Annotated in this window: 24 protein-coding genes; 18 read left to right on the forward strand and 6 right to left on the reverse strand. The window is 69.4% G+C overall.

Annotated features, from left to right (window positions below; genetic code table 11):
* Position 1: 1 nt before the first annotated feature.
* On the reverse strand, positions 2-1,321 hold the full coding sequence (locus OG883_RS08105; RefSeq protein ID WP_266536946.1) for a D-arabinono-1,4-lactone oxidase: 1,320 nt from the start codon (positions 1,319-1,321) through the stop codon (positions 2-4).
* On the reverse strand, positions 1,281-2,525 hold the full coding sequence (locus OG883_RS08110) for an MFS transporter (protein ID WP_266536949.1): 1,245 nt from the start codon (positions 2,523-2,525) through the stop codon (positions 1,281-1,283). Before OG883_RS08110 ends, OG883_RS08105 begins: the two co-directional genes overlap by 41 nt.
* 175 nt (positions 2,526-2,700) lie before the next feature.
* On the opposite strand from OG883_RS08110, the gene OG883_RS08115 reads away from it, so the two are divergent.
* On the forward strand, positions 2,701-3,825 hold the full coding sequence (locus OG883_RS08115; protein ID WP_266536952.1) for a ferrochelatase: 1,125 nt from the start codon (positions 2,701-2,703) through the stop codon (positions 3,823-3,825).
* Positions 3,826-3,862: 37 nt separating this feature from the next.
* Entirely contained in the window at positions 3,863-4,663 is an 801-nt protein-coding gene (locus OG883_RS08120) for an inositol monophosphatase family protein (RefSeq protein WP_266536955.1), read from the forward strand.
* A 158-nt stretch (positions 4,664-4,821) separates the two neighbouring features.
* On the opposite strand, the gene OG883_RS08125 is transcribed toward OG883_RS08120, so the two are convergent.
* A complete protein-coding gene (locus tag OG883_RS08125; protein ID WP_266536957.1) occupies positions 4,822-4,989 on the reverse strand; it encodes a hypothetical protein in 168 nt (55 codons plus the stop codon).
* A 324-nt stretch (positions 4,990-5,313) separates the two neighbouring features.
* Between OG883_RS08125 and OG883_RS08130 the strand changes: the two genes are divergently transcribed.
* The 4 genes from OG883_RS08130 to OG883_RS08145 all read left to right on the forward strand — a co-directional run bounded on the left by OG883_RS08130 (position 5,314) and on the right by OG883_RS08145 (position 8,847).
* Entirely contained in the window at positions 5,314-5,967 is a 654-nt protein-coding gene (locus OG883_RS08130) for a response regulator transcription factor (RefSeq protein ID WP_266536959.1), read from the forward strand.
* Positions 5,968-5,971: 4 nt separating this feature from the next.
* Entirely contained in the window at positions 5,972-7,204 is a 1,233-nt protein-coding gene (locus tag OG883_RS08135) for a HAMP domain-containing sensor histidine kinase (protein WP_266536962.1), read from the forward strand.
* Positions 7,205-7,608: 404 nt separating this feature from the next.
* Positions 7,609-7,905, forward strand: coding sequence for a DUF4193 domain-containing protein (locus tag OG883_RS08140; RefSeq protein WP_108153055.1), 297 nt, complete (start codon positions 7,609-7,611; stop codon positions 7,903-7,905).
* Positions 7,906-7,920: 15 nt separating this feature from the next.
* Positions 7,921-8,847 (forward strand): hypothetical protein, encoded by a 927-nt coding sequence (locus OG883_RS08145; RefSeq protein ID WP_266536964.1) that lies wholly within the window; start codon positions 7,921-7,923, stop codon positions 8,845-8,847.
* A 39-nt stretch (positions 8,848-8,886) separates the two neighbouring features.
* Here OG883_RS08145 and OG883_RS08150 read toward each other — a convergent pair whose 3' ends face one another.
* Positions 8,887-9,345, reverse strand: coding sequence for a DUF3093 domain-containing protein (locus OG883_RS08150; RefSeq protein ID WP_266536967.1), 459 nt, complete (start codon positions 9,343-9,345; stop codon positions 8,887-8,889).
* Between the two features lie 58 nt (positions 9,346-9,403).
* Here OG883_RS08150 and OG883_RS08155 point away from each other — a divergent pair, with 58 nt between their 5' ends.
* The 11 genes from OG883_RS08155 (at position 9,404) to OG883_RS08205 (ending at position 20,971) form a co-directional block, all read left to right on the forward strand.
* Entirely contained in the window at positions 9,404-10,030 is a 627-nt protein-coding gene (locus OG883_RS08155; protein ID WP_266536969.1) for a PaaI family thioesterase, read from the forward strand.
* Positions 10,030-10,542, forward strand: coding sequence for a dUTP diphosphatase (gene dut, locus OG883_RS08160; protein WP_266536972.1), 513 nt, complete (start codon positions 10,030-10,032; stop codon positions 10,540-10,542). Before OG883_RS08155 ends, dut begins: the two co-directional genes overlap by 1 nt.
* Position 10,543: 1 nt before the next feature.
* Entirely contained in the window at positions 10,544-11,338 is a 795-nt protein-coding gene (locus OG883_RS08165) for a DUF3710 domain-containing protein (protein ID WP_266536974.1), read from the forward strand.
* A 290-nt stretch (positions 11,339-11,628) separates the two neighbouring features.
* The gene (kdpF, locus tag OG883_RS08170; RefSeq protein WP_266536976.1) at positions 11,629-11,718 is read left to right on the forward strand and encodes a K(+)-transporting ATPase subunit F; all 90 of its coding nucleotides are present in this window, start codon (positions 11,629-11,631) and stop codon (positions 11,716-11,718) included.
* 4 nt (positions 11,719-11,722) lie between these two features.
* The gene (gene kdpA, locus OG883_RS08175) at positions 11,723-13,387 is read left to right on the forward strand and encodes a potassium-transporting ATPase subunit KdpA (RefSeq protein ID WP_266536979.1); all 1,665 of its coding nucleotides are present in this window, start codon (positions 11,723-11,725) and stop codon (positions 13,385-13,387) included.
* A complete protein-coding gene (gene kdpB, locus OG883_RS08180) occupies positions 13,384-15,534 on the forward strand; it encodes a potassium-transporting ATPase subunit KdpB (protein ID WP_266536981.1) in 2,151 nt (716 codons plus the stop codon). The genes kdpA and kdpB overlap by 4 nt, the downstream gene beginning before the upstream one ends.
* Before the next feature lie 5 nt (positions 15,535-15,539).
* Positions 15,540-16,217: a potassium-transporting ATPase subunit C gene (locus OG883_RS08185; protein ID WP_266536983.1), complete on the forward strand. Its 678-nt coding sequence runs from the start codon at positions 15,540-15,542 to the stop codon at positions 16,215-16,217.
* 252 nt (positions 16,218-16,469) lie between these two features.
* Positions 16,470-19,013: a sensor histidine kinase KdpD gene (locus OG883_RS08190; RefSeq protein ID WP_266536985.1), complete on the forward strand. Its 2,544-nt coding sequence runs from the start codon at positions 16,470-16,472 to the stop codon at positions 19,011-19,013.
* A 74-nt stretch (positions 19,014-19,087) separates the two neighbouring features.
* The gene (locus OG883_RS08195) at positions 19,088-19,774 is read left to right on the forward strand and encodes a response regulator (protein WP_266536986.1); all 687 of its coding nucleotides are present in this window, start codon (positions 19,088-19,090) and stop codon (positions 19,772-19,774) included.
* Positions 19,775-19,807: 33 nt separating this feature from the next.
* On the forward strand, positions 19,808-20,224 hold the full coding sequence (locus OG883_RS08200) for an OB-fold nucleic acid binding domain-containing protein (RefSeq protein ID WP_266536988.1): 417 nt from the start codon (positions 19,808-19,810) through the stop codon (positions 20,222-20,224).
* 3 nt (positions 20,225-20,227) lie between these two features.
* Entirely contained in the window at positions 20,228-20,971 is a 744-nt protein-coding gene (locus OG883_RS08205) for a DUF3159 domain-containing protein (protein ID WP_266536990.1), read from the forward strand.
* A 67-nt stretch (positions 20,972-21,038) separates the two neighbouring features.
* On the opposite strand, the gene OG883_RS08210 is transcribed toward OG883_RS08205, so the two are convergent.
* Entirely contained in the window at positions 21,039-21,719 is a 681-nt protein-coding gene (locus OG883_RS08210; RefSeq protein ID WP_266536992.1) for a TrkA family potassium uptake protein, read from the reverse strand.
* Complete coding sequence (locus OG883_RS08215; protein WP_266536994.1) at positions 21,719-22,387, reverse strand: TrkA family potassium uptake protein; 669 nt, start codon at positions 22,385-22,387, stop codon at positions 21,719-21,721. The genes OG883_RS08210 and OG883_RS08215 overlap by 1 nt, the downstream gene beginning before the upstream one ends.
* A gap of 178 nt (positions 22,388-22,565) precedes the next feature.
* On the opposite strand from OG883_RS08215, the gene OG883_RS08220 reads away from it, so the two are divergent.
* On the forward strand, positions 22,566-24,614 hold the full coding sequence (locus tag OG883_RS08220) for an APC family permease (protein WP_266536996.1): 2,049 nt from the start codon (positions 22,566-22,568) through the stop codon (positions 24,612-24,614).
* Positions 24,615-24,616: the final 2 nt, after the last annotated feature.

Below are 24,616 nucleotides of genomic sequence, written 5' to 3' on the forward strand. Positions count from 1 at the left end.
TCTAGGCGCCCAGAACCCGCCGCAGATAGTCGTTGCCGAACAGCCGCTCCGGATCCAGCCGGTCCCGCAACGCCGTGAACTCACCGAACCTCGGATAGACCTCGGCGAAGTACTCCGCGTCCCGCGTATGCACCTTTCCCCAGTGCGGCCGGCCACCGTGGGCGGTCATGATCCGCTCTACCGCGGTGAAGTACGAGCGGTACGGCGTGCCCCGGTACATGTGCACGGCGATGTACGCGCTCTCCCGCCCCGACGCCGTGGAGAGCGCGACGTCGTCGGCCGGAGCCGTACGCACCTCCACCGGGAAGCTGACCCGCAGCGGCGAGCGCTCGATCATCGCCCTCACCTCGCGCAGCGCGGCGACCGCGGCCTCCCGCGGCAGCGCGTACTCCATCTCCACGAACCGGACCCGGCGCGGAGAGGTGAACACCTTGTAGGGGATGTCCGTGTACGTACGGGCCGACAGGGCGCGGCTGGAGATCTTGGCAATGGCGGGAATCGTCGCGGGCACGGCCCGGCCCAGCGAATTGACCACCTGGAAGAGCCCGTTGGAAAGGAGCTCGTCCTCGATCCAGCCGGCGACCGCTCCGGGTGGCGCGGCCGGGCCCTGGCTGCGGTTGTTGCGCTTGGTGTTGCAGTTGCCGGTGTGCGGGAACCAGTAGAACTCGAAGTGCTCGTTCTCGGCGTGCAGCGCGTCGAACTCGGCCGTGACCCTCTCGAAGGTCATCGGTTCCTCACGCGCCGTCAGAAGGAAGATCGGCTCCACGGCGAAGGTGATCGCGGTGACCACGCCCAGCGCGCCGAGCCCGATGCGTGCGGCCGCGAAGACCTCCGGATTCTCCTTCTCGGAGCAGGTGAGCAGCGAGCCGTCCGCCGTGACCAGCTCAAGGGCCTTGATCTGGGCGGCTGTTGAGGCCGAGTCGCGGCCCGTGCCGTGCGTGCCGGTTGAGGTCGCGCCCGCGACCGTCTGATCCATGATGTCGCCCATGTTCGTGAGCGAAAGGCCCTCACGGGCGAGGGCCGCGTTCAGCCGCTTCAGCGGAGTGCCCGACTCCACGGTCACGGTCATCGCCGTACGGTCGATGTCCCGGATGCCGGTGAGCAGATCGGGCCGGATCAGCAGCCCGTCGGCCGCGGCGATGGCGGTGAAGGAGTGGCCCGTCCCGACCGTCTTCACCCTGAGGCCGTCCTCGGCCGCCTTCCGTACGGCGTCGGCGACCTCGCCGGCCGAGGCCGGCGAGACCTCCCGTACCGGACGGGCGCTCACATTGCCCGCCCAGTTATGCCACGTGCTGCTGCCCGTCCTGGTGGTCCCGTTCACGCTGCCCCTCCCGCGTCGGCACCGGCCTGCTGCGCAGCCGGCGGTACCCGAGGAACGCCACCGCGGCCGCGAGCGCTCCCGCCGTGACGGGCACCGCGTACCCTGCTGCCGCCCCATGCGCGTCGACCACCCAGCCGGCGGCCGAGGCGCCGAGCGCCACTCCGACCGCGAGCCCGGTACCGGTCCAGGTCATTCCCTCGGTCAGTTTGGTGCGCGGTACGTGCGCTTCGACGAGGGCCATCGTGGTCACCATCGTCGGTGCGATGGAGAGGCCCGCGACAAAGAGCGCCACGGCCAGGAACGGCAGGTTCCCGGCCAGTTGGAGGGGGATCATACTCACGGCCATCGCACACACACCCAGCACCCACCTGCGCGCAGGGTCGCCCTTGAGGTGGAGCAGCCCGAAGACCGCTCCGGCGAGGCAGGAGCCGAGGGCGTACACCGCGAGCACCAGGCTCGCCGCGGCCTTGTGGCCCTGCTCCTCAGCGAAGGCCACCGTGACGACGTCGACGCCGCCGAAGATCGCGCCGGTCGCGACGAACGTCGCCACCAGCACCTGGAGTCCGGGGGAGCGGAGCGCGGAGCCGCCGTTGTGCTGCTCGCGCGGATGCGGTACGGGCTCGGTGGCGCGCTGGGCGGTGAGCCAGAAGACGCCGGCGACCAGGAACGCTCCGGCGAGCAGCGGTCCCGCCTCCGGGAACAGGATGGTGGAGAGCCCGATGGAGATGATCGGGCCGAAGATGAAGCACACCTCGTCGGCGATCGACTCGAACGCGTACGCGGTGTGCAGCTCGCGCGGTGAGCCCTGGTAGATCTCGGCCCAGCGGGCGCGGGTCATCGCGCCCACGCTCGGCACGCTGCCGGCGCACGCGGTGAAGACGAAGAGCGTCCAGTCGGGGGCGGACTGCTGGGCGCAGATCAGCAGGCCCGCGACGGCGGCCATCGAGACCAGGGTGGCCGGGCGCAGCACGCGCCGCTGACCGTGCCGGTCGACGAGCCGGGATATCTGCGGGCCGAGGACGGCCGCCGACAGGGCGAGGGTCGCCGCCAGCGCGCCGGCCAGGCCGTACCGCCCGGTGAGCTGGGAAATCATGGTCACGATGCCGATGCCCATCATGGACAGCGGCATCCGGCCGAGGAAGCCCGCGGCGGAGAACCGTGCGGTGCCGGGGGCGGCGAAGATCGCTCTGTAGGGGCTGGGCAAGAGACGCTCCGTACTGGAGCGATGTCTCGAGGCAGGCTCCGTAAGGCATGTACTGGCTGGGACAGCTTACGGCCGGACGTGTGTGCGGCGCACCGCATATTCACGCCGCGGCACGGGCTGCCGGAGCAGGGGTCTCCGCGCCGCGGGCGGGGGGAAGGGTGGCAGGATCTGAACCATGTCCGATCAGCGCGATCCCGCCCCCTACGACGCCCTGTTGCTGCTGTCCTTCGGCGGCCCCGAGGGCCCGGACGACGTCGTCCCGTTCCTGGAGAACGTGACGCGCGGCCGCGGCATCCCCAAGGAACGGCTCAAGGAGGTGGGTCAGCACTACTTCCTGTTCGGCGGCGTCAGCCCCATCAACGACCAGAACCGCGCGCTGCTCGACGCCCTGCGCAAGGACTTCGCCGAGCACGGCCTGGACCTGCCGGTGTACTGGGGCAACCGCAACTGGGCTCCGTATCTGACCGGCACACTGCGCCAGATGACCTCGGACGGCCACCGGCGCATCGCCGTCCTCGCTACCAGCGCGTACGCCTCCTACTCGGGCTGCCGCCAGTACCGCGAGAACCTCGCCGAGGCGCTGGCCACGCTGGAGGCGGAGGGGCTCGAGCTGCCGCGCGTGGACAAGCTGCGGCACTACTTCAACCACCCCGGCTTCGTGCGCCCCATGATCGACGGCGTCCTGAAGTCCCTGGCGGAGCTGCCCGACGAGGTGCGGGCGGGGGCGCATCTGGCCTTCACCACGCACTCCATTCCGACCTCGGCGGCCGACGCGTCGGGCCCGGCCGGGGAGCACGGAGAGGGCGGAGCGTACGTCCGCGAGCACCTGGACGTGGCCCGGCTGATCGCCGACGCCGTCCGCGAGCAGACCGGCCTCGAGCACCCCTGGGAGCTCGTCTACCAGTCCCGCAGCGGCGCCTCCCACATCCCGTGGCTGGAGCCGGACATCTGTGACCACCTGGAGGAGCTGCACGGCGCGGGCGCGCCCGCGGTCGTGATGGTTCCCATCGGCTTCGTCTCGGACCACATGGAGGTCCTGTACGACCTCGACACGGAGGCCACGGCCAAGGCCGCGGAGCTCGGACTGCCGGTGCGGCGTGCCGCCACCGTGGGCGCGGATCCGCGGTTCGCCGCGGCGGTCAGGGACCTCCTCCTGGAGCGCGCGGCCGCCGAGCGGGACGTGCACGTCGAGCGCTGCGTGCTCGGGGCGCTCGGCCCCAGCCACGACCTCTGCCCGGTCGGCTGCTGTCCGGCCCGGGCGCCCAAGCCCGCGGCCGCCGGTGCCGACAGTCCGTACTGAAGGCCCGTACCCACCGCCCGTACAGCCAGGAGACCCTGTGACCGACCCTCTGACGTCCGAACTCCTCCCCCTCGCCCTGGAGGCGGCCCGCCGGGCCGGGGAGCTGCTGCGGGACGGCCGGCCGGACGACCTGGGCGTGGCCGCGACCAAGTCCAGTCCCATCGACGTCGTCACCGAGATGGACATCGCGGCGGAGAAGCTGATCACCGCCTTCCTGGCCGAGCGCCGCCCCGACGACGGCCTTCTCGGTGAGGAAGGCGCCTCCACGGCCGGCACCAGCGGCGTCCGCTGGGTCATCGACCCGCTCGACGGCACCGTCAACTATCTGTACGGTCTGCCGACCTGGGCGGTCTCCATCGCCGCCGAGCGGGACGGCGTGACGCTCGTGGGGGTGGTGGAGGCCCCGATGCGCCGTGAGACCTACCGAGCGGTGCTCGGCGGCGGCGCGTATGCGGGCGACCGGCCTCTCCACTGCCGCCCCGCGCCCCCGCTGGACCAGGCCCTGGTCTCGACCGGCTTCAACTATGTCGCGACCGTACGCACCCACCAGGCGGACGTCGCCCAGCGGCTCATCCCACGTCTGCGCGACATCCGGCGCAGCGGCTCGGCGGCCGTCGACCTCTGCGACGTCGCCGCGGGCCGGCTGGACGGCTACTACGAGCGCGGACTCCACGCCTGGGACCTCGCGGCGGGCGACCTGATCGCCCGTGAGGCGGGGGCGCTGACGGGCGGCCGCCCCGGCGAGCCCGCGAACGGTGACCTGACGGTCGCGGCGACGCCGGGTGTCTTCGAGCCGCTGCAGGCCCTTCTCGAGGAGTTCGGCGCCTGGCACGACTGAGCCCGACCCGGAGCACGGTCGACCGTCGACATCCGCTCCGGCGCCCCGGTGACGGACCGATCCACGGAATGACCGATCCGCAAAGCGGCAAGATCCGCAAAATGAGCGAGCCCCGGCGCCGTCCCGCGGCGTCGGGGCCCTGCTCGTACGATCCGGAGCTACACGGCGCCGACGTGCACACCGTGCTCGGCGGCCAGCCGGTGCAGGTCGTCCAGCTCAGCCTGCTCGACATCCGCCAGGAAGTCGTCGCCCGTCTCACGAGCCAGCGTGAGGTCGGTCTCGGCGGCCTTTATGCGCTGCAGCAGTCCTGCGGTGAAAGCGTCCATGTGCGCCCCCTCGGCGTGGGTCGGTGGCACGGGGGTGTGCCTCGGGTCCCCCCTGCCGCAGGCAAGGGGAGAAGTCGATCAACCCTGGAACAGGTCGTGGTGCGCCACATACAGGGCGTGATCGCGGGTGTACAGACGTCCTCCCCCCGCCTTCCCTCAGAGAAACCTCAAGTGGCCCGGGAATCAGATGAATTCCCGGGGTGGCCCCCCGCCCCCTCCGCCTTACAGCCGGTTTACGCGCGTAACGGGCAGGATGGACGCGCACAGCCAGTGCTGCAGACCTGCCCTGATCACGGATGACGGGCTCACAGGAAGGAACACGACGTGCGCGTACTCGTCGTCGAGGACGAGCAGCTGCTCGCCGATGCGGTGGCCACCGGACTGCGCCGGGAGGCCATGGCCGTCGACGTCGTGTACGACGGCGCCGCCGCGCTGGAACGTATCGGGGTCAACGACTATGACGTGGTCGTGCTGGACCGCGACCTTCCCCTGGTCCACGGCGACGACGTCTGCCGCAGGATCGTCGAGCTGGGCATGCCGACCCGGGTGCTGATGCTGACCGCCTCGGGCGACGTCAGCGACCGCGTGGAGGGGCTCGAGCTCGGCGCGGACGACTACCTCCCCAAGCCCTTCGCGTTCAGCGAGCTCACCGCCCGGGTGCGGGCACTCGGCCGCCGTACGACCGTGCCGCTGCCGCCCGTCCTGGAGCGCGCCGGCATCAAGCTCGACCCCAACCGCCGCGAGGTCCTCCGCGAGGGCAAGGAGATCCAGCTCGCCCCCAAGGAGTTCGCGGTCCTGGAGGTCCTGATGCGCAGCGAGGGCGCGGTCGTCTCGGCCGAGCAGCTCCTGGAGAAGGCCTGGGACGAGAACACCGACCCGTTCACCAATGTCGTCCGCGTGACGGTGATGACCCTGCGCCGCAAGCTCGGCGAGCCGCCGGTGATCGTCACCGTGCCCGGCTCCGGCTACCGGATCTGACCCGGTGGCCGCTGCCCCGGCGCCCCCCGAGGCGCCACCGAAACCGACCTGGGATCCGCGCGATCCGGTCCGCCCCTGGCTGCGACCGACCATCCGGATAAGGCTCACGCTGCTGTACGGCGGGATGTTCCTGATCGCGGGCATCCTGCTGCTGTCGATCATTTATCTGCTCACCGCACAGGCGCTCAGTGCCAACGGCGAGCTGCCCTTCGAGATCGTCACGGCCAAGGTGCAGCCCACCACCGACTGGTGTCAGCTGCCCCAGCAGGCGACCGGCCCGGAGTTCACCCGGGACGTGACCGCCTGCCTCCAGCATCAGCGCGAGATGGCGCTGGACGATCTGCTGCGCCGCTCGCTCTTCGCGCTGCTCGGCCTCAGCATCATCGCCTTCGCCTTCGGTTACGCCATGGCGGGCCGGGTCCTCTCGCCGCTCGGGAAGATCACCCGTACCGCCCGCCAGGTGGCCGGGTCCGATCTCTCCCGGCGGATCGAGCTGGACGGTCCGGACGACGAGCTCAAGGAGCTCTCGGACACCTTCGACGAGATGCTGGACCGTCTGGAGCGGGCCTTCACCGCGCAGCAGCGGTTCGTCGCGAACGCCTCGCACGAGCTGCGTACGCCGCTCGCGATCAACCGCACGCTGCTGGAGGTCCACCTCTCCGATCCCGGGGCGCCCGTGGAGCTCCAGCAGCTCGGCAAGACCCTGCTGGCCACCAACGAGCGCAGCGAGCAGCTGGTGGAGGGCCTGCTGCTGCTCGCCCGCAGCGACAACCAGATCGTCGAGCGCAAGCCGGTGGATCTGGCCGAGGTCGCCACGCGCGCCGTCGACCAGGCCCGCGGCGAGGCCGAGGCGAAGGGCGTGGAGATCCGCGGGGAGCGGGCACCGGCCGTGGTGCAGGGCAATGGCGTCCTGCTGGAGCGGATCGCCCTGAACCTGGTGCAGAACGCAGTGCGCTACAACATCCCGGAAGGCGGGTGGGTGCATGTCAGCACGGAGACCCAGCAGAGCCAGGCGCTCCTTGTGGTCTCGAACACAGGACCAGTGGTTCCCGCATACGAGATCGACAACCTCTTCGAGCCGTTCAGGCGGCTGCGGCAGGAGCGGACGGGCAGTGACAAGGGCGTCGGCCTGGGCCTTTCGATCGCCCGATCGGTGGCGCGGGCCCACGGAGGCCGTATCATCGCGGAGCCTCGTGAGGGCGGCGGCCTCGTGATGCGTGTCACCCTCCCGGTCTGAGATGCTGAGCGGTGCGAATCACAAAAATTCGCTCCGTTCGCTTTACGCGGAATTTTCGGGACTCGTACCCGAGAGGCCCGTGTGGCATCGATCACAGAGGCGAATTTCAGGCCATCTACTCTCCGTGATCAAGACTCTTGCCGGAAAGCCGGGAAAAGTCCGGGTTTCCGGGGGTCGAGATCACGGGAAGTACACGGGGTGGCGCCCGTGAAGTGCGACATTCGGACCGTGTACGGTCCCGATCGCCATCCAACTCGATCACTCTTGAGGGGTCCGGTTGGGTGTCGATTGAGTAACAGACCTTGATGTGAGGCAAAATCTCCGCCTCGGGTCGGGCACAAGTCCGGCCTCTCACGCGTTACGTGCGCTGGAGACACCGCAGATACCCAGAGGGGGAGAGCGACATGGCAACGGACTACGACACCCCACGCAAGACCGACGACGACGTCGATTCGGACAGCCTTGAGGAACTGAAGGCCCGCCGGAACGACAAGACGACCTCGGCCGTCGACGTCGACGAATTCGAGCAGGCTGAAGGCCTGGAGCTGCCCGGAGCGGACCTCTCCAACGAGGAGCTGTCCGTTCGTGTGCTGCCCCGGCAGGCCGATGAGTTCACCTGCATGAGCTGCTTCCTGGTGCACCACAGGAGCCAGCTGGCCCGCGAGAAGAACGGTCAGCCGATCTGCCGCGACTGCGACTGAAAGGTCGAGTCGGCCGTGGCAGGCGAAACACCGTCCAGGAAGCGGCGTTTTCGGCGTCAGGAGCCGTCGGAGGCGCACCAGGGCGGTACGGGCCCGGCACCGGACGCGAAGGCGTCTGCCGAGCACTCGGCCGCCCTGCTGCACCACGGCACGGTTGATGACGGCGAGCGAGGCCTGCCGGCCTCGCTCGACGGAGTCGGTCAGGCAGGGTCCCCGACCAGGACCCCAGGCCTGGCCGTCGTCAGAAAGGGCATCCGGTGGAGCGGTGAGAGCGCCAGAGCGGCGCTCACCCACATCGCCGACCGGATCATGGAGAACGCACCACGCGTACCGGTGCGCGATCTGGCGACCCTGCGCAGGCAGTTCCCCGGCCTCGCTCCCGAGCAGCTTGCCGACAAGCTGGTCGCGGGCGCGGCGAACGCCACCTCCACGGTGGGTGCGGGGATCGGCGCTGCCGCGATGCTGCCCGTGCCCCCCGCGATGCCGGCCGAGCTGGCCACGGAGATCGTCAGCGTCGCCGCGATCGAGCTGAAGCTCGTCGCCGAGCTCCACGAGGTCTACGGGATACGACCGCCCGGCAATCTCATGGACCGCAGCACCGCGTATCTGACGTCCTGGTCGGAGGAGCGCGGTATCGACGTGGCCAAGCCGGTGACGGTCAACGCCGCACTCGGCGGCCAGCTCAAGCGCGAACTGCGGCAGCAGATCATCAAGCGCACGGTCCGCAATCTGCCGACCCTGATCCCGTTCCTGGTCGGCGCGGCCGTCGGCGCGGTGATGAACCGCCGGGACACCAGAAGGGTCGCGGACCGCATCCGCAAGGACCTGCGCAGCAGGCAGGTCCCGTGGGACGCCCTGCCCCCGCTCCCGCCGCTGGAGCAGCCGGAGAACCCCCTGGACACGGGCGCGGCCGGCCATGACCACAGAGAGCTGGGGTACTGACGCGGCGCCCCGCCGTCGAGGGCGGCCGGTCCAGGGCTGTCAGGCCGCGCGGATCGCCGTGAGGGCAGCTGCGAGCGCCTTCGGGTCCCGGGTCGACAGATACACATACGGAGTCGGGTCCGCCGGATCTGTGATCTCGACCCGCAGAGCCGTCGGAATATAGCTGCGCAGCAGCATGAAGGCGCGCGGATCGGCCTTGTGCGAGCGCCAGGCCCGCGCCTCCTCCGCATCCAGAACCTCGGGCTCACCGAGCGCCGACACCGGGATCCTGGCGTCACCCGCCACCAGCGAGCCGGCTACCACCCGGATGCGGGCGGAGCCGTACGAACTCACCAGGACAGCCGCCAGCGCGGCCGCCGCGATCAGCCCGCCGAGCATCGGCAGCGTCCCCAGCGGCAGCAGCATGAGGCCGCCGGAGAGACCCGCGAGGGCGGCGATGAGCCACCAGGAACGGGGCGCGGTCAGGCGTTCTGCGTACTGCGGGGCGGAAGGCTGCATGAAACCAAGCTTGGCACGGTGCGACCTGCGGGTAGCCGCGCGGGTAAGGTCTGCGCCTGTGAGTACTGCGAACTCCCGGGGGGCGACCCCCAGCCCCAGACCCGCCGCCAGGGCCGCGGCTCTGACCCCTCCGGCCGATGCCGCAGCGCCGGTACGGCATCCCGAGGCCCCGGCCCCCGGTGAGCTCCTCGGCGCGCACTACGAGCACTGTTTCGGCTGCGGCGGGGGACAGCCCCATGGGCTGCACCTGGAGGCGCGGGCCGGCGAAGGCGTACGCGTCACCGCCGAGTTCACCGTCAAGCCCGCCCACCAGGGTGCGCCCGGCCTGGCCCACGGCGGTGTGCTCGCCACTGCGCTGGACGAGACACTCGGCTCGCTGAACTGGCTGCTGCGGGTGATCGCGGTGACAGGACGGCTGGAGACCGACTTCGTACGACCCGTGCCCGTGGACACCGTGCTGCATCTGCAGGCCAAGGTCACCGCGGTCGCCGGACGCAAGATCTACTCCCATGCAGTCGGCCGGATCGGCGGCCCCGAGGGACCCGTCGCCGTCCGCGCCGACGCCCTGTTCATCGAGGTCAAAGTCGACCACTTCATCGACAACGGCCGCCCGGAGGAGATCCAGGCCGCCATGGCCGACCCCGACCAGATCAGGCGCGCCCGCGCCTTCGAGGTGAACCCCTGATGCGTGACCCTGTCGATGTGCTGATCCGTCGCGTGGACCCCGAGGTGCCGCTGCCGTCGTACGCGCACCCCGGCGACGCCGGCGCCGATCTGGTGACCTGCGAGGCTGCCGAACTCGCGCCCGGCGAGCGGGTCGTACTGCCCACCGGAGTGTCCATCGCGCTGCCCGACGGGTACGCGGCCTTCGTACACCCCCGCTCGGGCCTCGCCGCCCGGTGCGGAGTGGCCCTGGTGAATGCCCCGGGGACGGTGGATGCCGGGTACCGTGGGGAGATCAAGGTGATCGTGGTCAATCTCGACCCGCGCGAGACTGTGCGGTTCGATCGGTTCGACCGGATTGCCCAACTGGTCGTCCAGCAGGTCGAGAAGGTGCGCTTCCACGAGGTGGCGGAGCTTCCCGGCTCTGCGCGGGCCGAGGGGGGCTTCGGGTCCACCGGCGGTCATGCCGCTGTGGACGGCTCTACGGGTGGGAATCGATACGCTTCGGTCGTATCCGACCGGGAAGGACAGTGACGTGTTCGGACGTCGCAAGAAGAGTGGTTCCGCCGAGGACGCGGCGGACGCAGCGGGCGAGGCCGGGCAGGTCGTCGACGAGCGTGACGCTCAGTACTCCGACGAGGCAGCCGAGGCTGACGAGGAGGGCTCGCCCCGCCGGGTGAACCTTCCGCCGGCGCCCCGGCCCGACGGCCCCTGGGACGTCTCCGAGGTGTCCAAGCCTGGCGAGGGCCGGGTCGATCTGGGCGGTCTGTTCGTGCCCGGAGTCGAGGGCATGGAGCTGCGCGTCGAGGTCGCCGGTGACGCGATCGTCGCCGCCACCGTCGTACTGCGCGACAGCGCCGTACAGCTGCAGGCCTTCGCGGCGCCCAAGAAGGAAGGCATCTGGGGCGAGGTCCGCGAGGAGATCGCCTCCGGCATCACCCAGCAGGGCGGCATCATCGACGAGGTCGAGGGTCCGCTGGGCTGGGAGCTGCGGGCCCAGGTGCCCGTGCAGCTGCCGGACGGCACGGGCGGTGTGCAGCTGGTGCGCTTCGTCGGCATCGACGGGCCGCGCTGGTTCCTGCGTGGAGTGATCTCCGGGCAGGGCGCCGTGCAGCCGGAGGCCGCCGGACTGCTGGAGCAGATCTTCCGGGACACCGTCGTCGTACGGGGCGAGGGGCCGATGGCGCCGCGCGACCCGATCGTCCTCAAGCTGCCGGACGACGCGCAGATGGTGCCCGAGGGCGTCCAGCAGGAGGAGCAGGAAGGGTCCCGCTTCTCCGGAGGCATGGGACAGCTGCAGCGCGGCCCCGAGATCACCGAGGTGCGCTGACGCCGCGGCCGGAAACAACCGGGCCGGTGGGCCGTACTCCCTTACGGGAGTGCGGCCCACTGGCCTTTTCGCAGGTCAGATCCCTCCCGTAAGAGAGCCGTCAAGGGCGCGCCCATGGCCGTAAGAGAGCCGTCAACGGGCGAGGGAAAGTCGCTGGAGCGAGGTTTCCTCTAGAGGTCCGAGAATCCGAACCTCTTCTAGGAGTACGCGATGGCCGACATGGCCTTCGCTGTCACCACGATCGCGGTTTTCGCGCTGGTGGCCCTCATCGCCAAGGGGGTGGCAAAGCTGTGAGTGCCGAGAACATCGTCGGCCTGATCGTGGCCGCCGCCCTGCTGGGTTACCTCGTCCTGGCCCTTGTGTACCCGGAGAGGTTCTGAGCAGATGAGTCCCGTCCTCGCCGGCGTGCTCCAGCTGCTTGCGCTGATAGCCGCGCTTGCCCTGGCGTACCGTCCACTGGGCGACTACATGGCCGGTGTCTACTCCTCGACCAGGCATCTGCGGGTCGAGAAGTGGATCTACCGGGCCATTGGCGCCAACCCGAACGCCGAGATGCGCTGGCCCGCCTATCTGCGCGGTGTCCTTGCCTTCTCGGCAGTCGGCGTCCTCTTCCTCTACGTGCTGCAGCGGATGCAGGGCAGCCTGCCCGGTTCGCTCGGCTTCTCCTCGATCGACCCGGACCAGGCGTTCAACACCGCCGCGTCCTTTGTCGCCAACACCAACTGGCAGTCGTACTACGGCGAGCAGGCCATGGGCCATGTCGTGCAGACCGGCGGCCTTGCGGTGCAGAACTTCGTGTCGGCCGCCGTCGGTATCGCTGTCGCGGTGGCTCTGGTACGGGGTTTTGCCCGCTCCCGCACCGGTGAGCTCGGCAACTTCTGGTCCGACCTGGTGCGCGGTACCGTCCGGATCCTGATCCCGGTCTCGGTGATCGGGGCGATCGTGCTGGTCGCGTGCGGTGCGATCCAGAACTTCGCCGGCATCCACGAGGTCGGCCAGTTCACGGGCGGCACCCAGCAGTGGAACGGCGGCGCGGTCGCCTCGCAGGAGGCCATCAAGGAGCTGGGCACCAACGGCGGCGGCTACTTCAATGCCAACTCCGCCCACCCCTTCGAGAACCCGAACCCGCTCTCGAACCTCTTCGAGATCTTCCTGATCCTGCTGATCCCGTTCGCGCTGACCCGCACGTTCGGCAAGATGGTCGGCTCCCTCAGGCAGGGGTACGCGATCCTCGCCGCGATGGGCGCGATCTGGATCGGCCTCACGGCGCTGATGATGTGGACCGAGTTCCATCACGGCGGCCCGGCGTTCGACATCGCCGGCGGTGCGATGGAGGGCAAGGAGACCCGCTTCGGGATCGGCGGCTCGTCGATCTTCGCGGTGGCCACCACGCTCACCTCGACGGGTGCGGTCAATTCCTTCCACTCCTCGTTCACCGGCTTCGGCGGCGGTATCACCATGCTGGGCATGCAGCTCGGCGAGATCGCGCCCGGCGGTGTGGGCTCCGGCCTCTACGGCATGCTGATCATGGCGATCATCGCGGTGTTCATCGCGGGCCTGATGGTCGGCCGCACCCCGGAGTATCTGGGCAAGAAGATCGGCACCCGCGAGATAAAGCTGGCGGCCTGCTACATCCTCATCACCCCGGCGCTGGTGCTCTGCTTCACGGCCGCGGCGATGGCGCTGCCCACTCCCGTCACGTCGATGACCAACTCGGGGGCGCACGGCTTCTCCGAGATCCTGTACGCCTACACCTCGGGTGCCAACAACAACGGCTCGGCGTTCGCGGGTCTGAACGCGGACACGCAGTGGTTCAACACCACCATCGGTCTGGCGATGCTGCTCGGCCGGTTCCTCCCGATGGTGTTCGTCCTGGCGCTGGCCGGCTCGCTCGCCGAGCAGAAGCCCGTCCCGGCCACTGCGGGCACCCTGCGCACGGAGAAGCCGCTGTTCACCGGGCTGCTGGTCGGCACGATCCTGATCATCACCGGTCTGACCTACTTCCCGGCCCTGGCGCTGGGTCCGCTCGCCGAAGGGCTCGCGTCATGAGTCCCGACATCAAGAAGCTCGAGGAGCCCGGCTCCATGTCCACCGCCACTTCGACCCGGGCGCCGCACAGCGACGTGCCCACCGGTCACAAACCCGACAGTGCACGTGTGGGCGGGGGGCTGTTCGACCCCAGGCAGCTGCTGAAGTCCTTCCCGGACGCGATGCGCAAGCTCGACCCGCGGGTGATGGTCAAGTCGCCTGTGATGTTCGTGGTCCTGATCGGCTCGGTCGTCACCACCGTGCTGGCGCTGAAGGACCCGACGGACTGGTTCGGCTGGGCGATAGCCGGCTGGCTGTGGCTGACCACGATCTTCGCCAACCTGGCGGAGGCGGTGGCCGAGGGCCGCGGCAAGGCCCAGGCCGACACCCTGCGCAAGGCGAAGACCGACACCGTCGCGCGCCGCATGGCCGGCGCGACCGAGGAGCGGGTGCCGGGCACCGAGCTGCGCATCGGTGATCTGGTGGTCTGTGAGGCGGGCGACATCATCCCCGGCGACGGTGACGTCGTCGAAGGTGTGGCGTCGGTCGACGAGTCGGCCATCACCGGTGAGTCCGCTCCGGTGATCCGTGAGTCGGGCGGTGACCGCAGCGCGGTCACCGGCGGTACGAAGGTCCTCTCCGACCGGATCGTCGTCAAGATCACGACGAAGCCGGGCGAGACGTTCATCGACCGCATGATCGCTCTGGTCGAGGGCGCGGCCCGGCAGAAGACGCCGAACGAGATCGCGCTGAACATCCTGCTCGCGTCGCTCACGATCGTCTTCCTGCTGGCGGTCGTCACGCTGCAGCCGTTCGCGATCTACGCCAAGGCCGAGCAGTCGATGATCGTGCTGACCGCTCTGCTGGTCTGTCTGATCCCGACCACCATCGGGGCGCTGCTGTCCGCGATCGGGATCGCCGGAATGGACCGGCTCGTGCAGCGCAACGTCCTGGCGATGTCCGGTCGTGCGGTCGAGGCGGCGGGCGATGTGTCGACGCTGCTGCTCGACAAGACCGGCACGATCACCCTCGGCAACCGCCAGGCCGCCGAGTTCGTCCCGGTCAAGGGCACCACCGAGGCCGCACTGGCGGACGCCGCCCAGCTCTCCTCACTCGCCGACGAAACACCCGAGGGCCGCTCGATCGTCGTCCTGGCGAAGGAGAAGTACGGCCTGCGCGAGCGCCACCAGGGCGAGCTCGAGGGCGCCGACTGGGTACCCTTCACCGCCCAGACCCGCATGTCGGGCGTCGACCTGGTCGAAAACGGCGCCGGGCGCAAGGTACGCAAGGGCGCGACCGGATCGGTCGTGGCCTGGGTGAAGGAGCGGGGCGGCAGTGTCTCCCCGGACGCGCAGACGCTCACCGACCGGATTTCCCAGGCCGGCGGCACGCCGCTGCTCGTCGCGGTCGAGGACGACAAGGGCGCCCGGGTCCTGGGGGTCATCCACCTCAAGGACGTCGTCAAGGACGGCATGCGGGAGCGGTTCGACGAGCTGCGCCGCATGGGCATCAAGACGGTCATGATCACGGGTGACAACCCGCTGACCGCGCGTGCCATCGCGCAGGAGGCCGGCGTGGACGACTTCCTTGCCGAGGCCACCCCCGAGGACAAGATGGCGCTGATCAAACGCGAGCAGGCCGGCGGCAAGCTCGTCGCGATGACCGGCGACGGCACCAACGACGCACCCGCGCTCGCCCAGGCGGACGTCGGCGTGGCCATGAACACCGGCACCTCGGCCGCCAAGGAGGCCGGGAACATGGTGGACCTGGACTCCAACCCGACCAAGCTCATCGAGATCGTCGAGATCGGCAAGCAACTCCTGATCACCAGGGGTGCGCTCACGACCTTCTCGATCGCCAACGACGTGGCGAAGTACTTCGCGATCATCCCCGCGATGTTCGCCGTCGTCCACCCGGGCCTGGACAAGCTCAACATCATGAACCTGTCCTCGCCCCAGTCCGCGATCCTCTCGGCGGTCATCTTCAACGCGCTGATCATCATCGCGCTGGTGCCGCTCGCCCTCAAGGGCGTGCGCTACCGGCCGACCAGCGCCGACAAGATGCTCCGCCGCAACCTGGGGATCTACGGGCTCGGCGGCCTGATCGCCCCGTTCATCGGCATCAAGCTCATCGACCTGCTCATCTCCCTCATCCCCGGAATCGGCTGATCGCCATGAACAACTCCGTAGGAAGCACCGCACGGCTCATCGGGGCCGGGCTGCGCGCCCTCCTCGTCCTGACCCTGATCTGCGGCGTGATCTACCCGCTGGCCGTCACCGGCGTTGCACAGGCCCTGTTCAACGACAAGGCCAACGGCTCCGAGATCAAGTCCGGGGGCAAGGTCGTCGGCTCCGAACTCATCGGCCAGACCTACAACCTGCCGAAGAAGAACCCCGACGACGCGGAGGAGGCCGCCCGCCCGGACCTGAAGTGGTTCCAGCCGCGCCCGTCCAACGGCCTGGGCTCCAACAGCGTCAACACCCAGTACTCGCTGATCCTGTCCGGCGCGACCAACCGGTCCGGCGACAACAAAGAGCTGATCCAGTGGGTCACCGACGCCAAGGCCGCCGTCGTCCAGGACAACAAGGCCAACGGCTACACACCCAAGCCCTCGGACGTGCCGGCCGACGCCGTCACCTCCTCCGGCTCCGGCCTGGACCCCCACATCTCCCCGCAGTACGCCAAGCTCCAGGTCCACCGGGTCGCCGAGAAGAACCACCTCGACGTCAAGCAGGTCGACAAGCTCGTCAAGGACAACACCGACGACCGGATCCTCGGCTTCATCGGCGAACCCCGGGTCAACGTCCTCCAGCTCAACATCGCACTCAAGGAGCTCGTCGCGAAGGGCTGACGTACCGCCGACCGGGCTGCGGCCCGTGGTGGTTCCGGGGTTCCGGGCCACTGCGGGACGCATCGGTGTCGCCCAGTGCGTCGGTGTACTCCCGTACGGATGAGGGCCGGGCGGCCCGCCCGGCCCCGTTCCGACGGGCATCAGAATCGCGTCAATACCCAGCTGACGGCCGTACCGTGTCCGATTTGTCGAAAAGGCTGGCCGTATGGTCGGCGGAGCATTTGCAGCTGTTTTCTGAAAGACAATGAGGCCATGGCACGCGGCAAGCTTCGGATCTACCTCGGTGCGGCACCCGGCGTCGGCAAGACCTACGCGATGCTCTCCGAGGCGCACCGCCGCGTCGAGCGGGGCACCGACTGCGTCGTGGCCTTCGTGGAGCACCACGGACGCACCCGCACCGAAGTGATGCTGCACGGCCTGGAGCAGATCCAGCGCCGCGAGCTCGCCTACCGCGGCACCGTCTTCACCGAAATGGACATCGACGCGGTACTCGAGCGCCGCCCCGCTGTCGCTCTTGTGGACGAACTCGCCCACACCAATGTCCCCGGCTCGCGCAACGCCAAGCGGTGGCAGGACATCGAGGAACTGCTCGCGGCCGGCATCGACGTCATATCCACGGTCAACATCCAGCACCTCGAGTCACTCGGCGACGTGGTCGACTCGATCACGGGTGTACGCCAGCGGGAGACCGTCCCCGACGAGGTCGTCCGCCGGGCGGACCAGATCGAGCTGGTCGACATGTCGCCCCAGGCGCTCCGCCGCCGGATGGCGCACGGAAACATCTACAAGTCCGACAAGGTCGACGCGGCCCTGTCCAACTACTTCCGCCCCGGAAACCTCACCGCCCTGCGTGAGCTGGCCCTGCTCTGGGTCGCCGACCGGGTCGACGAATACCTCCAGCAGTACCGCGGCGAGCACAACATCCGCTCCACCTGGCAGGCCCGTGAGCGCATTGTCGTCGGCCTCACCGGCGGACCCGAGGGCCGCACTCTCATCCGCCGCGCCTCCCGGATGGCCGCCAAGGGCTCCGGCAGCGAGATCCTCGCCGTCTACATCGCCCGCAGCGACGGACTGACCTCCGCGTCGCCCAAGGAGCTGGCGGTCCAGCGCACCCTGGTCGAGGACCTCGGAGGCACCTTCCACCACGTCATAGGCGACGACGTTCCGGCGTCCCTGCTGGAATTCGCGCGCGGCGTCAACGCCACCCAGATCGTGCTCGGCTCCAGCCGCCGCAAGACCTGGCAGTACATCTTCGGCCCCGGCGTCGGCGCGACCGTCGCCCGCGACTCCGGGCCGGACCTCGACGTCCACATCGTCACGCACGACGAGGCGGGCAAGGGCCGGGGACTGCCCGTCGCCCGTGGCGCCCGCCTCGGCCGCTCCCGGATCGTCGCCGGCTGGCTGGTCGGCGTCGCCGGGCCCGTACTGCTGGCGCTGCTGCTCACCCACGTCGACGCGGATCTCGGCCTGGCCAACGACATGCTGCTGTTCCTGTCGCTGACCGTCGCTTCGGCCCTGCTCGGCGGACTGCTTCCGTCCCTGGCCTCCGCCGCCTTCGGTTCCCTCCTCCTGAACTACTACTTCGCGCCGCCGCTGCACCAGTTCACGATCTCCGACCCCAAGAACATCGTCGCGATCACGGTCTTCTTCGGCGTGGCCATGTCGGTGGCCTCTGTCGTGGACCTGGCCGCCCGCCGCACCCACCAGGCCGCCCGGCTGCGCGCCGAGTCCGAGATCCTCTCCTTCCTGGCCGGCAGCGTGCTGCGCGGCGAGACCACGCTGGACGCCCTGCTGGAGCGGGTCCGCGAGACGTTCGCCATGGAGTCCGTGGCGCTGCTGGAGCGGCAGAGCGATGTCGAGCCCTGGACCTGCGCGGGCAGCGTCGGCCCCAGCTCCGTGACCCGCCCCGAGGACGCGGACGTGGACATGCCGGTCGGCGACGACATGGCGCTGGCCCTCTCCGGCCGTGTCCTGCCCGCCGAGGACCGCCGGGTGCTGGCCGCCTTCGCCGCCCAGGCCGCCGTCGTACTCGACCGTCAGCGGCTGGTCGGGCAGGCGGAGGAGGCCCGCAGGCTCGCCGAGGGCAATCGCATCCGTACGGCACTGCTCGCCGCCGTCAGCCATGATCTGCGTACCCCGCTGGCCGCCATCAAGGCCGCCGTCTCCTCGCTCAGGTCCGACGACGTCGCCTGGTCCGAGGAGGACGAGGCCGAACTGCTCGAAGGGATCGAGAACGGCGCCGACCGCCTCGCCCATCTCGTCGGGAACCTCCTCGACATGTCCCGGCTGCAGACGGGCACCGTCACCCCGCTGATCCGTGAGACCGACCTCGACGAGGTGGTCCCGATGGCGCTCGTCGGCGTACCGGACGACAGCGTCGGGCTGGACATTCCCGAGACGCTGCCCATGGTGGCCGTCGACCGGGGCCTGCTGGAGCGGGCGGTGGCCAACATCGTCGAGAACGCCGTCAAGTACAGCCCGGACGCGACACCCGTCACCGTGGCCGCGAGCGCGCTCGGCGAGCGCGTCGAGCTACGGGTCGTGGACCGTGGCCCCGGAGTGCCCGATGACGTGAAGGAACGGATTTTTGAACCGTTCCAGCGCTACGGTGACGCTCCACGCGGCGCCGGAGTCGGCCTCGGCCTCGCGGTCGCGCGCGGCTTCGTGGAAGCCATGGGCGGCACCCTCACCGCCGAGGACACCCCCGGCGGCGGCATGACCATGGTCCTCACGCTCAACGTGGCGCCCGGACACGCTCCGGTCAGCCCCGACCTTCCTGCCCGGGTCACCTCATGACCGGGACGACGGCACCATCGGCGACATCGGCAGCGACATCAGCAGTGGCATCAGTACAGAAAGGCAGGCCCGCAATGACCCGGGTGCTCGTGGTCGACGACGAGCCGCAGATCGTGCGCGCCCTCGTGATCAACCTGAAGGCGCGCAAGTACGAGGTGGACGCGGCCCCCGACGGTGCGACCGCGCTCCAGCTGGCCGCGGCCCGGCACCCCGACGTCATCGTTCTCGACCTCGGTCTGCCCGACATGGACGGTGTCGAGGTGATCAAGGGGCTGCGCGGCTGGACCCGCGTCCCGATCCTGGTGCTCTCCGCCCGCCACACCTCCGACGAGAAGGTCGAGGCGCTCGACGCCGGAGCCGACGACTACGTGACCAAGCCCTTCGGCATGGACGAGCTGCTGGCCCGGCTGCGCGCCGCGGTCCGCCGGGCCGAGCCGCTCGGCGGCGGTGAGGACGACGTCGTGATGGTCGAGACCGAGGGCTTCACCGTCGATCTCGCGGCGAAAAAGGTGCACCGGGACGGACGTGACGTACGCCTTACCCCGACCGAGTGGCATCTGCTGGAGGTTCTCGTACGCAACACCGGCCGGCTGGTCAGCCAGAAGCAGCTGCTTCAGGAGGTCTGGGGGCCCTCCTACGGCACGGAGACCAACTATCTGCGGGTCTACATGGCCCAGCTGCGCCGCAAGCTGGAGGCCGATCCCTCGCACCCCAAGCACTTCGTCACGGAGCCCGGCATGGGATACCGCTTCGAACGTTGATCCGGTACGGGTGGTGGCCGGTACGCTTTCGGTATGAGCGCTGTACCCCGTTCCGAGAAGCCGGACAAGTCGGCAAAGCCCGCCGGCCGCTTCCGCCGTATGCTCGACCGGCTGTCCACCTCCCAGGAGGACCTCGAGTCCGAGGAGCTCCAGGAGGATGCGGAGGCATCGGGGTGTATCCGCATTGCCGAGTGCAGTGACCGCCAGATAGTAAGGGTGACTGGTACTTTGCGCACGGTCACCCTGCGTCCGCGCGCGGGCGTGCCCGCGCTGGAGGCGGAGCTCTTCGACGGTACGGCCCCGCTGGACGTCGTCTGGCTCGGCCGGCGCTCCATAGTGGGCATCGAACCGGGCCGCAGGCTCATAGCCTCGGGCCGGATATCCATGAGCCACGGCCGCCGTGTGCTGTTCAATCCCAAATACGAACTCCGACCGCTCGGACAGGAGTAGCCGGTGACGTCTCTCGACAAGCCGACCACCACGACGAACGACCAGCAGCAGCCGGACAGCCACGACGCCAAAGCCGTCACGGAGGCTGCGCTGTTCGAAGCCTTCGGCGGCGTGCGCGGCATGGTGGAGACGGTCCTGCCCGGACTGCTCTTCGTCACGATCTTCACGATCAACAAGGACCTCCATATCGCGGCCGTCGCGGCCCTGGCGGTCTCGGTGCTGCTCGTCGCGGTCCGGTTGATCCGCAGGGACACCGTCAAGCACGCCTTCAGTGGCGTCTTCGGGGTGGCCTTCGGCGTCGTCTTCGCGATGATGACCGGCAACGCCAAGGACTTCTATCTGCCGGGCATGATCTACACCCTCGGCCTGGCCCTCGCGTACATCGTGACGACGATCGCGGGCGTCCCGCTGATCGGCCTGATCCTCGGTCCGGTCTTCAAGGAGAACCTCTCCTGGCGGACGCGTAACCCCGGCAGGAAGAAGGCCTACGCCAAGGCCAGCTGGGCCTGGGGCCTGATCCTGCTCGCCAAGTGCGCGATCCTTTTCCCGCTCTACTGGTGGGCCGACACCGCTCAGCTCGGCTGGGTGCTGGTGGCGCTGAAGATCCCGCCGTTCCTGCTCGCGGTGTACCTGACCTGGGTGTTCCTGGCGAAGGCGCCGCCGCCCATCGATGTCTTCGCCGAGATGGAGGCCGAGGAGCGCGCCGAGAAGGAGCGCGAGGCGGCCGCCCGGCGGAGCGAGGGGTAAGCACCACGTACGCGAGGGGCCCAGGACCGCATGCGGTCCTGGGCCCCTCGCGTACGTCTCCCGAGCGTCAGCTCGAGGGCTCCTCCTCGCGGCGGACCGAGAGCAGGTCCTCCAGCTGCTCCTCGCGGGCCTGGGCAGCGACGAACAGCAGCTCGTCGCCCGCCTCCAGCGTCTCCTCGGAGCTCGGCGTCAGCACCCGTGAACCGCGGATGATCGTGACCAGCGTGGTGTCCTCCGGCCACGCCACATCGCCGACCGAGGTGCCGGCCAGCGCCGACTCCGGGGGCAGCGTCAGCTCGACCAGGTTCGCGTCGCCGTGACTGAAGCGGAGCAGCCGTACGAGATCGCCGACGCTCACCGCCTCCTCCACCAGCGCCGACATCAGACGCGGGGTGGAGACCGCCACATCGACGCCCCACGACTCGTTGAAGAGCCATTCGTTCTTGGGGTTGTTGACCCGGGCCACCACCCGCGGCACCCCGTACTCGGTCTTCGCGAGCAGCGAGACGACCAGATTGACCTTGTCGTCACCGGTTGCCGCGATCACGACGTTGCAGCGCTGCAGCGCCGCCTCGTCCAGCGAAGTGATCTCGCACGCGTCCGCCAGCAGCCACTCGGCCTGTGGCACCCGCTCCACCGAGATGGCGGTCGGCGCCTTGTCGACCAGGAGCACCTCGTGCCCGTTCTCCAGCAGCTCGGCCGCGATGGAACGGCCCACCGCGCCGGCGCCCGCAATAGCGACCCGCATCAGTGACCGCCCTCCTCAGGGCCCTCGGCGAAGGCCGCCTCGACCTTCTCGATCTCGTCCGTACGCATCATCACGTGGACGAGATCGCCCTCCTGCAGCACGGTCTGCGACGTCGGCAGCACCGCTTCGCCCAGCCGGGTGAGGAAGGCGACGCGCACGCCGGTCTCCTCCTGGAGGGTGCTGACTTTGTGACCGATCCAGGAGGCCGCGGTGTGTACTTCGGCAAGCTGTACGCCGCCGCTCGGATCGCGCCACAGCGGCTCCGAGCCGGACGGCAGCAGCCGCCGGAGCATCTGGTCGGCGGTCCAGCGGACCGTGGCGACGGTTGGGATGCCCAGGCGCTGGTACACCTCGGCGCGCCGCGGGTCGTAGATCCGGGCCGCGACATTCTCGATGCCGAACATCTCGCGCGCCACCCGGGCGGCGATGATGTTGGAGTTGTCGCCGCTGCTGACCGCGGCGAAGGCGCCGGCATCCTCGATCCCGGCTTCGCGCAGCGTGTCCTGGTCGAAACCGACCCCGGTGACGCGGCGGCCGCCGAACCCGGAGCCCAAGCGGCGGAAGGCCGTGGGGTCCTGGTCGACGACGGCGACCGTGTGCCCCTGCTGCTCCAGGGTCTGCGCGAGAGCGGCTCCCACTCGCCCGCATCCCATGATGACGATGTGCACGACCGTCCTTCCGGCTGTCAATGGTCTTTGCTCAGGCTTAACAGGGTCTCAGACCGCTGCCCAAGCTACACACACGCGGTCCGCCCCGGGACCCCTGCGTGACGGGAGCGGGAGATTCCGCGCAGGAAGGGGGGTGGTGGGTGGGCCTGGCCGATTCCGAACGCTTACGATCCTCTGCGTGCCCAAACTGACCGACGTGCCCAAACGGATCCTGATCGGGCGGGCGCTGCGCAGCGACCGACTGGGGGAAACGCTCCTCCCCAAGCGCATCGCCCTCCCCGTCTTTGCCTCCGACCCGCTCTCCTCGGTGGCGTACGCGCCGGGTGAAGTCCTTCTGGTGCTCTCCATCGCGGGTGTGTCGGCCTATCACTTCAGCCCGTGGATCGCGGTTGCCGTCGTGGTGCTGATGTTCACCGTGGTCGCCTCCTACCGGCAGAACGTGCACGCCTACCCGAGCGGTGGCGGCGACTACGAGGTCGCCAACACCAACCTCGGGCCCAGGGCCGGTCTCACCGTCGCCAGCGCCCTGCTGGTCGACTACGTCCTCACGGTGGCCGTGTCGATCTCCTCCGGAGTGGAGAACCTCGGCTCCGCGATCCCCTTCGTCGTCGAGCACAAGGTTCTCTGCGCCATCGGGATAATCGTGCTCCTGACGCTGATGAACCTGCGCGGCGTGAAGGAGTCGGGCAAGCTCTTCGCCATCCCGACATACGTCTTCGTCGCGGGCGTGTTCATCATGATCGCCTGGGGTGCCTACAAGGGCCTCGTCCTCGACGACACGATGAAGGCACCGACCGCCGACTTCACCATCAAGGCGGAGCAGGAGGGCCTGGCAGGCTTCGCCCTGCTCTTCCTGCTGCTGCGGGCCTTCTCCTCCGGCTGTGCGGCCCTGACGGGTGTCGAGGCGATCAGCAACGGCGTCCCGGCCTTCCGCAAGCCGAAGAGCAAGAACGCCGCGACCACGCTGCTGCTGATGGGCGGCCTCGCCGTCACCATGTTCTGCGGCATCATCGGCCTGGCCATGGCCACCGATGTGAAGATGGCCGAGCAGCCGGCGCACGATCTGCTCCAGAACGGCACCCCGGTGGGCGACGACTATGTCCAGGACCCGGTGATCTCCCAGGTGGCTGCCGCCGTCTTCGGTGACGGGACGTTCTTCTTCATCGTGCTCGCCGCCGCCACCGCGCTGGTGCTGTTCCTGGCCGCCAACACGGCGTACAACGGCTTCCCGCTGCTCGGTTCGATCCTCGCGCAGGACCGCTACCTGCCGCGCCAGCTGCACACCCGCGGCGACCGGCTCGCCTTCTCCAACGGCATCGTGCTGCTGGCCGGCGCCGCCATCCTGCTGGTCTGGGTCTACGGCGCCGACTCCACCAAGCTGATCCAGCTGTACATCGTCGGTGTCTTCGTCTCCTTCACGCTCAGCCAGACCGGCATGGTGCGGCACTGGAACCGCCATCTGAAGACCGAGAAGGACGCTGCCAAGCGCCGCCACATGATCCGCTCCCGCGCGATCAACACCTTCGGAGCCTTCTTCACCGGCCTGGTGCTCGTCGTCGTACTCGCCACCAAGTTCACGCACGGCGCCTGGGTGGCGCTGCTGGGCATGGTGATCTTCTACGGGACGATGTCCGCGATCCGCAGGCACTACGACCGGGTGTCGGAGGAGATCGCGGCTCCGGACGAGCCGAGCGACGACACCGTGCGCCCCTCACGTGTGCACGCGATCGTGCTGGTCTCCAAGATCCACCGGCCGACCCTGCGTGCCCTCGCCTACGCCAAGCTGATGCGCGTCGACAAACTCGAGGCGCTCAGCATCAGCGTGGACGCCGCCGAGACCAAGGCGCTGCAGGCGGAGTGGGACCGGCGCGGCATCAATGTGCCGCTGAAGGTCCTCGACTCCCCGTACCGCGAGATCACCAGGCCGATCATCGAGTACGTCAGGGGACTGCGGCGCGAGAGCCCGCGGGACGTGGTCAGCGTCGTCATCCCCGAGTACGTGGTGGGCCACTGGTACGAGCATCTGCTGCACAACCAGAGCGCGCTGCGCCTCAAGGGCCGGCTGCTGTTCACACCGGGAGTGATGGTGACCTCGGTGCCGTACCAGCTGGTGTCCTCGGAGGCCGCGAAGAAGCGGGCCAGGAAGCGCCAGGAATGGAACGCTCCGGGCTCGGTCCGGCGCGGTCCCGTGGACCGGCGTCCCAAGGAGCCCAGCGGGAAGAGCTGAGG

The sequence above is a fragment of the Streptomyces sp. NBC_01142 genome, from assembly GCF_026341125.1.
GTDB lineage: Bacteria > Actinomycetota > Actinomycetes > Streptomycetales > Streptomycetaceae > Streptomyces.

What these genes read in the sequence shown, in the direction of transcription:
- OG883_RS08115 (WP_266536952.1), top strand. Translation starts at nt 2,701, where the DNA reads ATGTCCGATCAGCGCGATCCCGCCCCCTACGACGCCCTGTTGCTGCTG.
- OG883_RS08125 (WP_266536957.1), bottom strand. Translation starts at nt 4,989, where the DNA reads ATGGACGCTTTCACCGCAGGACTGCTGCAGCGCATAAAGGCCGCCGAG.
- OG883_RS08140 (WP_108153055.1), top strand. Translation starts at nt 7,609, where the DNA reads ATGGCAACGGACTACGACACCCCACGCAAGACCGACGACGACGTCGAT.
- OG883_RS08150 (WP_266536967.1), bottom strand. Translation starts at nt 9,345, where the DNA reads ATGCAGCCTTCCGCCCCGCAGTACGCAGAACGCCTGACCGCGCCCCGT.
- dut (WP_266536972.1), top strand. Translation starts at nt 10,030, where the DNA reads ATGCGTGACCCTGTCGATGTGCTGATCCGTCGCGTGGACCCCGAGGTG.
- kdpA (WP_266536979.1), top strand. Translation starts at nt 11,723, where the DNA reads ATGAGTCCCGTCCTCGCCGGCGTGCTCCAGCTGCTTGCGCTGATAGCC.
- kdpB (WP_266536981.1), top strand. Translation starts at nt 13,384, where the DNA reads ATGAGTCCCGACATCAAGAAGCTCGAGGAGCCCGGCTCCATGTCCACC.
- OG883_RS08185 (WP_266536983.1), top strand. Translation starts at nt 15,540, where the DNA reads ATGAACAACTCCGTAGGAAGCACCGCACGGCTCATCGGGGCCGGGCTG.
- OG883_RS08190 (WP_266536985.1), top strand. Translation starts at nt 16,470, where the DNA reads ATGGCACGCGGCAAGCTTCGGATCTACCTCGGTGCGGCACCCGGCGTC.
- OG883_RS08195 (WP_266536986.1), top strand. Translation starts at nt 19,088, where the DNA reads ATGACCCGGGTGCTCGTGGTCGACGACGAGCCGCAGATCGTGCGCGCC.
- OG883_RS08200 (WP_266536988.1), top strand. Translation starts at nt 19,808, where the DNA reads ATGAGCGCTGTACCCCGTTCCGAGAAGCCGGACAAGTCGGCAAAGCCC.
- OG883_RS08210 (WP_266536992.1), bottom strand. Translation starts at nt 21,719, where the DNA reads ATGCGGGTCGCTATTGCGGGCGCCGGCGCGGTGGGCCGTTCCATCGCG.